5 protein-coding genes and 1 pseudogene are annotated in these 5,249 nt (G+C 70.6%); 1 reads left to right on the top strand and 5 read right to left on the bottom strand.

Annotated features, from left to right (window positions below; translation table 11 throughout):
* Nucleotides 1-13: 13 nt before the first annotated feature.
* The 4 genes from WBL05_RS06100 to WBL05_RS06115 form a co-directional block, all read right to left on the bottom strand.
* The gene (locus tag WBL05_RS06100) at nucleotides 14-454 is read right to left on the bottom strand and encodes a hypothetical protein (RefSeq protein ID WP_424224469.1); all 441 of its coding nucleotides are present in this window, start codon (nucleotides 452-454) and stop codon (nucleotides 14-16) included.
* Nucleotides 455-469: 15 nt separating this feature from the next.
* The gene (locus tag WBL05_RS06105; protein ID WP_424224471.1) at nucleotides 470-916 is read right to left on the bottom strand and encodes a polysaccharide deacetylase family protein; all 447 of its coding nucleotides are present in this window, start codon (nucleotides 914-916) and stop codon (nucleotides 470-472) included.
* Between the two features lie 498 nt (nucleotides 917-1,414).
* Nucleotides 1,415-2,074, bottom strand: coding sequence for an NUDIX domain-containing protein (locus WBL05_RS06110; RefSeq protein WP_424224473.1), 660 nt, complete (start codon nucleotides 2,072-2,074; stop codon nucleotides 1,415-1,417).
* A 198-nt stretch (nucleotides 2,075-2,272) separates the two neighbouring features.
* The gene (locus WBL05_RS06115) at nucleotides 2,273-3,523 is read right to left on the bottom strand and encodes an alpha-amylase family glycosyl hydrolase (protein WP_424224475.1); all 1,251 of its coding nucleotides are present in this window, start codon (nucleotides 3,521-3,523) and stop codon (nucleotides 2,273-2,275) included.
* 232 nt (nucleotides 3,524-3,755) lie between these two features.
* On the opposite strand from WBL05_RS06115, the gene WBL05_RS06120 reads away from it, so the two are divergent.
* Nucleotides 3,756-4,586 (top strand): carbohydrate kinase family protein, encoded by an 831-nt coding sequence (locus WBL05_RS06120; RefSeq protein ID WP_424224477.1) that lies wholly within the window; start codon nucleotides 3,756-3,758, stop codon nucleotides 4,584-4,586.
* A 7-nt stretch (nucleotides 4,587-4,593) separates the two neighbouring features.
* On the opposite strand, the pseudogene WBL05_RS06125 reads toward WBL05_RS06120, so the two are convergent.
* Nucleotides 4,594-5,249: pseudogene (locus tag WBL05_RS06125) on the bottom strand (hypothetical protein); the annotation flags it as partial.

Consider the following 5,249-nt stretch of genomic DNA (forward strand, 5'->3'; position numbering starts at 1 on the left):
GATCAGGCCTGACTCACCAGGCGGCCGGGCGTTCGGCCGACTCGTACGGGTAGCGGCGCCGGAAGTCGTCGGCGATCTGGTTGAAGGTCACCCACTGCACGCCGTCGTGCCCGCTGATGTGCTCGATCAGCCGTTCCAGCATCAGCAGCACCTGCGGGCGGCCCGCGACGTCGGGGTGGATCGTGATCGGGAAGGTGGCGTAGTCGAGTTCGCGGTAAACCCAGTCGAACTGGTCGCGCCACATCTGCTCGATATCGCGCGGGTTCACGAAGCCGTGGCTGTTCGGGCTGGACTTGATGAACATCATCGGCGGCAGGTCGTCCACATACCAGTTGGCCGCGATTTCGACGATGTCCACCGACCCACCCTTCTCGAGCGGCTTCATCCAGTCGGCCGCCGGCCCCGAGTAGTCGATCCGGCTCCAGGATTCACCGACCCGGGCGTAGTAGGGCACGAAGTCGAGGTGCTGCTAGGAGTGGTCGTAGGAGAAGCTGAACTCCTGCAGCAGCGTCGGGGTGCGGTGCGACAGCTCCCACCAGGGGGCGGTGTATCCGTTGGGGTTGTGGCCGATGATCTTCGCCAGCACCTCGACTGACTTCTCCATCACGTCGCGTTCCTGCTGGTCGGTCATGTCGACGGGGTTCTCGTGCGAGTAGCCGTGCGCACCGATCTCGAAGCCGGCGTCGGCCACCATCCTGATCTCATCGGGGAAGGTCTCGGCCGAGTGGGCCGGCACGGACCAGGTGGATGGCAGCCCGAGCCGGGTGAACAACTTCACCAGCCGGGGCACCCCGATCTCGCCGGTGAAGATGCCACGGGAGATGTCTCCCGGCGAGTCCTCGCCGCCGTAGGAACCGAGCCAGCCGCCGACCGCATCGACGTCAACACCGAACGCGCAGAAGATCTCCTTCGTCATGCACTCATCCCACCACCTGGCCGCGGGCCGCGCGTCCAGTAGCGCAAAGCACCTCGGGCGGGGCACGGCGTCGGGTTCTCCAGTGCGGGGCGGCCGATCGGGGCGGCGCCCCGCCCATGGCCGCAACCACGCTCGCGGACCCCTCGCTGTGTCACTGCGGAAGATGAGGGACCGACTACGCTGCGCGATCCTCCGCAGCATCCACGGCCACGGGCTCACCTCGGCCCGACGCGTGGCGTCGGGTTCACCAGGGCGGCGACGGCAGCGCCGGGTTGGACTGCCCAGACCTTCAGCCCACCCCCTCAACACATGGTGCAGGCCCCCGATTCCGGTTTCGGCACGTCAACGTGGACGCGATCGAGTAGGGCTTGCGCGCAGGAACAGCAGCGCCCCATTCACGAACGCGGAGGAACGCGCGGCATAGTCGCTGACCCATCCTCCGCAATGATCCAGTATCCACGGCCACGGGCTCACCTCGGCCCGGCACGCGTCGCGGCGTCACCAGGGCGGGGACGGCAGCGCCGGCTCGCCATCGGTCGCGCGTGGGTCCCAAAGCCGCACCCAGCCCTGCTCGAAGTCGAGCGAGGCCTGCTGGTAGCCGTCCTCACCCGGCAGCAGCACCCGGTAGTCGCCGGTCGGGTCACCAACCCGTGCCCGGTGGTAGGGCAGCCGGCGCCGGGCCACCGCGAGGGCTTCGTCGGCGGTGGCGTAGCGGGCCAGGCAGGACACCATCCGCACCGTCGGCGCGATCATCCGCATCCGGCCTTCCCGCAGCCGGGCCAGCGCGTCCGCCGGCCGCACCCACTCCCAGTCGACGATCTCGCCGGCGTCGTGTTCGGGTTCCTGGTCGGCGGGGGTGCGGGCCAGGAAGAAGCGCGTGTCGAAGCGCCGCGGTGGGCCCAGCGGGGTGATGAACCTGGCCACCTCCTCGATGGCGCTCACGTCGAGGGTCAGGCCGAGCTCGATCAGCAGGTCGGGGAAGACCGACTCGTCGGCCCGGACCCGGCGCCGGAACTCGGCCAGGTCGAAGCCGGCCGGCGGGTCGCCGGCCAGCAACAACAGACCGGCCTCCTCCAGCGTCTCCCGGCAGGCGGCCAGCCACCAGGCCAGCCCGCCCCGCGGCACACCCAGGATCTCCGACGCCTCGGCGTCCGACACCCCCGACGCACAGCCGCTCCAGTTCGGACTGTTGGTCGCCGGGGTCGACCCGGCCGCCGGGGAAGACCCAGGCGTCGGCGGCGAACGCCAGCCGGGAGGTTCGGCGCACCATCAGTACGTGCAGGTCGGGCCGATCGTCCACCAGCATCACCGTGGCGGCGTGGCTGATCGGGACGGCCCGGGGATCGTAGTCCTGGCTCACTGCGCCGACGCTACCCCGTATCCGAACAGCACCCCGGAGTCGTCGCTGATCTCGGCCCGGTAGCCATCGGTGAGGTCGAGTTCCACCTCGATCCAGTGCGGCCCGGTGGACAGCCGGTAGCGGTACCGGTCGGCCGCCAGTTCCACGGCACTGTGCCGGGCGTCCACCAGCCAGGGGTGCTGGCGACGCAGCGCGATCAACCCGCGGTGCAGGTTCCACAGCTCCGGCTGGGGCATCTGCCACTCCACCGGATCGGCCGGCATCTCGGGACGCACCTCCGCGTCGCCGCCCGCCCGCTCGTACTTCACCCCAGGCAGCCCGCCCTCGTCCCCGTAGTAGATGGCCGGCATGCCGCCGGCGGTGGCCAGCACCACGGTCGCTAGCACCGCTCCCTCGGGGCCCACCTGGCTGACGATCCGGGTCACGTCGTGGTTGCTGACGAAGGTCAGCGGCCGGATCGCGGCCAGCAACTGGTCGTGCCGGCCCAGCGTCCAGTCCAGTTCGAAGAAGTTGCGGTCGCTGATCGAGCTCCAGGTGGCCTTCCACAGCTCGTAGGCGGTGATCGACTCCAGCGTCGAGGCGGCGACCTCGGCCAGGTCGGCGTGGATCACCTCGCCGACGAACAGCGCCTCGGGGTACTCCGCCCGCACCCGCGGCAGGATCTGCGCCCAGGCCTCGGCGGGGACCGCGTAGGCGGCGTCCAGTCGCCAACCGTCGATGCCGCGGCCCAGCCAGTGCAGCATCACCTCACAGATCAGGTTGATGACCTCGGCGTTGCCGTGGTTCAGCCGGACCAGGTCGTCGCTGCCCTCGAAGTTGAGCCGGATCGGCGGGTCGGTGGAGTAGTCGATGTGGAACCAGCCGGAGGTAGCTGCCTGCTGGTCGGCCAGCGCCGCGACCAGCGCCGGGTGCTCGCTGGAGACGTGGTTGAACACCCCGTCCAGCATGATGCGGATGCCGCGCTGCCGGCAGGCCTGCACCAGCCGGTCGAAGTCGTCCTCGGTGCCCAGCCGCACGTCGATCCGGAAGTGGTCGAGGGTGTCGTAGCCGTGGGTGTGCGACGCGAAGATCGGCCCGAGCAGCAGCCCGTTGCAGCCCAGGATGACCAGGTGGTCGAGCCAGGCCTCGATCCGCGCCAACCGGTTGGTCGGCAGCTGCACATCGGAGTCGCTGGTCGGCGCCCCGACCATGCCGAGCGGGTAGACCGCGTACCAGATGACTTCGTCAGTCCACTTGGCTGGCGACATCGCCGAACCTCCTTGCCGACTCCGCCGAGTCGATACCATCGAGGCTACCGCAGCGGGACGCCTGACTCGTGTCGCGAACCGACGCAACGGAGGCGCTGGTCCACCCGTACTGCGGCAGCGAGGCCGAGCTGTCCGTACCAGGTTCGTCGATCGCCGCCGCCGCGCGGTTGCGGCGCGAGCAGGTCGCCGCCGCTGACCCCGGTGAACCGGTCGGCGCCCCTACCATTGGCCCATGGCGCCCCTGGTTGTCTGTGTCGGCCTGACCACCCTCGACATCGTGCAGGCGGTGGACGCGCTGCCGGAACCCAACCAGAAGATCGTCTCCACCCGGTTCTGGTACGACGTCGGCGGGCCAGCCGCGAACGCGGCCCGGGTGGCGTCCCGGCTGGACTGCCAGACCCGGCTGGTCACCGCGATCGGTGACTCCGACCTGGCCGGGCTCGTGCGGTCGCGGCTGACCGGCATCGAGGTGGTCGACCTGGCCCCCGCCGGGCACCAGTTGCCGGTCTCGACGATCCTGGTCACCCCCGATGGCGCCCGGTCGGTGGTGTCCCGCAACACCGCCGCCCTGGCGGGGGCCGACCTGCCGTCAACACAGGTCATCGACGGCGCCGAGGTGGTGCTGCATGACGGGCACCTGATGGACGCCTCGGTCGCGCTGGCGTCCCAGCCGGTGCCGATCCACCTGCTCGATGGTGGCTCCTGGAAGCCGGGGTTGCCGATGCTGCTGCCCCGCCTGGACATCGCGGTGGTGTCGGACGACTTCGCGCTGCCGGGGCACCGCCCACAGGACGCGCTGGCCGACCTGGTCGGCTACGGCATCCCACGGGTGGCCCGCACTCGAGGGTCACGACCGGTACAGGCCGTGATCGGCGACCAGACCCGCGACTTCGGCGTCCCGAAGGTGGACGTGGTCGACACCACCGGCGCCGGCGACGTGCTGCACGGAGCGCTGGCAGCCCACCTGGCGCACGGACTCGACTTCACCGTCTCGCTGCAACGGGCGATCGCCGCGGCGTCCCGTTCGGTCACCGGCCCGGGGGTGCTGGCCGGGCTGGAGTAGCGCCGGGTCAGGACGCCCAGCGGCCGGTGCCGAACAGCCAGGCCCACCAGACGATGGCCGCCAGGTCGACCAGCAGCAGGACGAGCTTGAACGCCCGCCAGGCGGCGCGGGCACCGGCACCGGCCGGCCGCCAGGTCAGCACGGTGGCGGTCAGCGCGAACAGCGGGAACCACAGCAGCACCGCGCGGTTGACCGACATGAACCAGCCGGAACAGCTCAGCGCGACCACGTTGACGAAGACCCAGGTGAACTCGGCCCAGCGGCGCCTGGCCAGGCACCAGATCGCCGTCAGGTAGCCCAGCGCCACCGAGACGATCTCCAGCCGGAACATCACCGGCACCTCCGGACGCCCGGGCCAGCGGGACTCGGCGGTCAGGTCGAGGGTGACCTGCAGCGCGTCCCATGGCCAGGACAGGTTCCGCTGCCAGCCGGCCCCCTGCGCGGAGTACCAAGCCGTCCAGGAGCCGGTCTGCTGGTGCAGGAAGAGCGTGTACAGCCCGAGCACCACCACCGGCACCAGCAGCCAGGCCGCGTCGACCAGCTTCTGCCGGAACCGCCGCCTGGCCTGGCTGAGCACCATGATGCCGAGCGCGGCGATCAGGAACAGCCCCGAGATCCGCAGCGTGCAGGCCACCGCGGCCAGCGCCGCCGCCTGCCCCCAGC

The sequence above is a fragment of the Brooklawnia sp. genome, from assembly GCF_049651565.1.
GTDB lineage: Bacteria > Actinomycetota > Actinomycetes > Propionibacteriales > Propionibacteriaceae > Brooklawnia.

Bases quoted from the DNA above. Each gene is read 5' to 3' on its own strand.
- WBL05_RS06105 (WP_424224471.1), bottom strand. From the start codon at position 916: ATGACGAAGGAGATCTTCTGCGCGTTCGGTGTTGACGTCGATGCGGTC.
- WBL05_RS06115 (WP_424224475.1), bottom strand. From the start codon at position 3,523: ATGTCGCCAGCCAAGTGGACTGACGAAGTCATCTGGTACGCGGTCTAC.
- WBL05_RS06120 (WP_424224477.1), top strand. From the start codon at position 3,756: ATGGCGCCCCTGGTTGTCTGTGTCGGCCTGACCACCCTCGACATCGTG.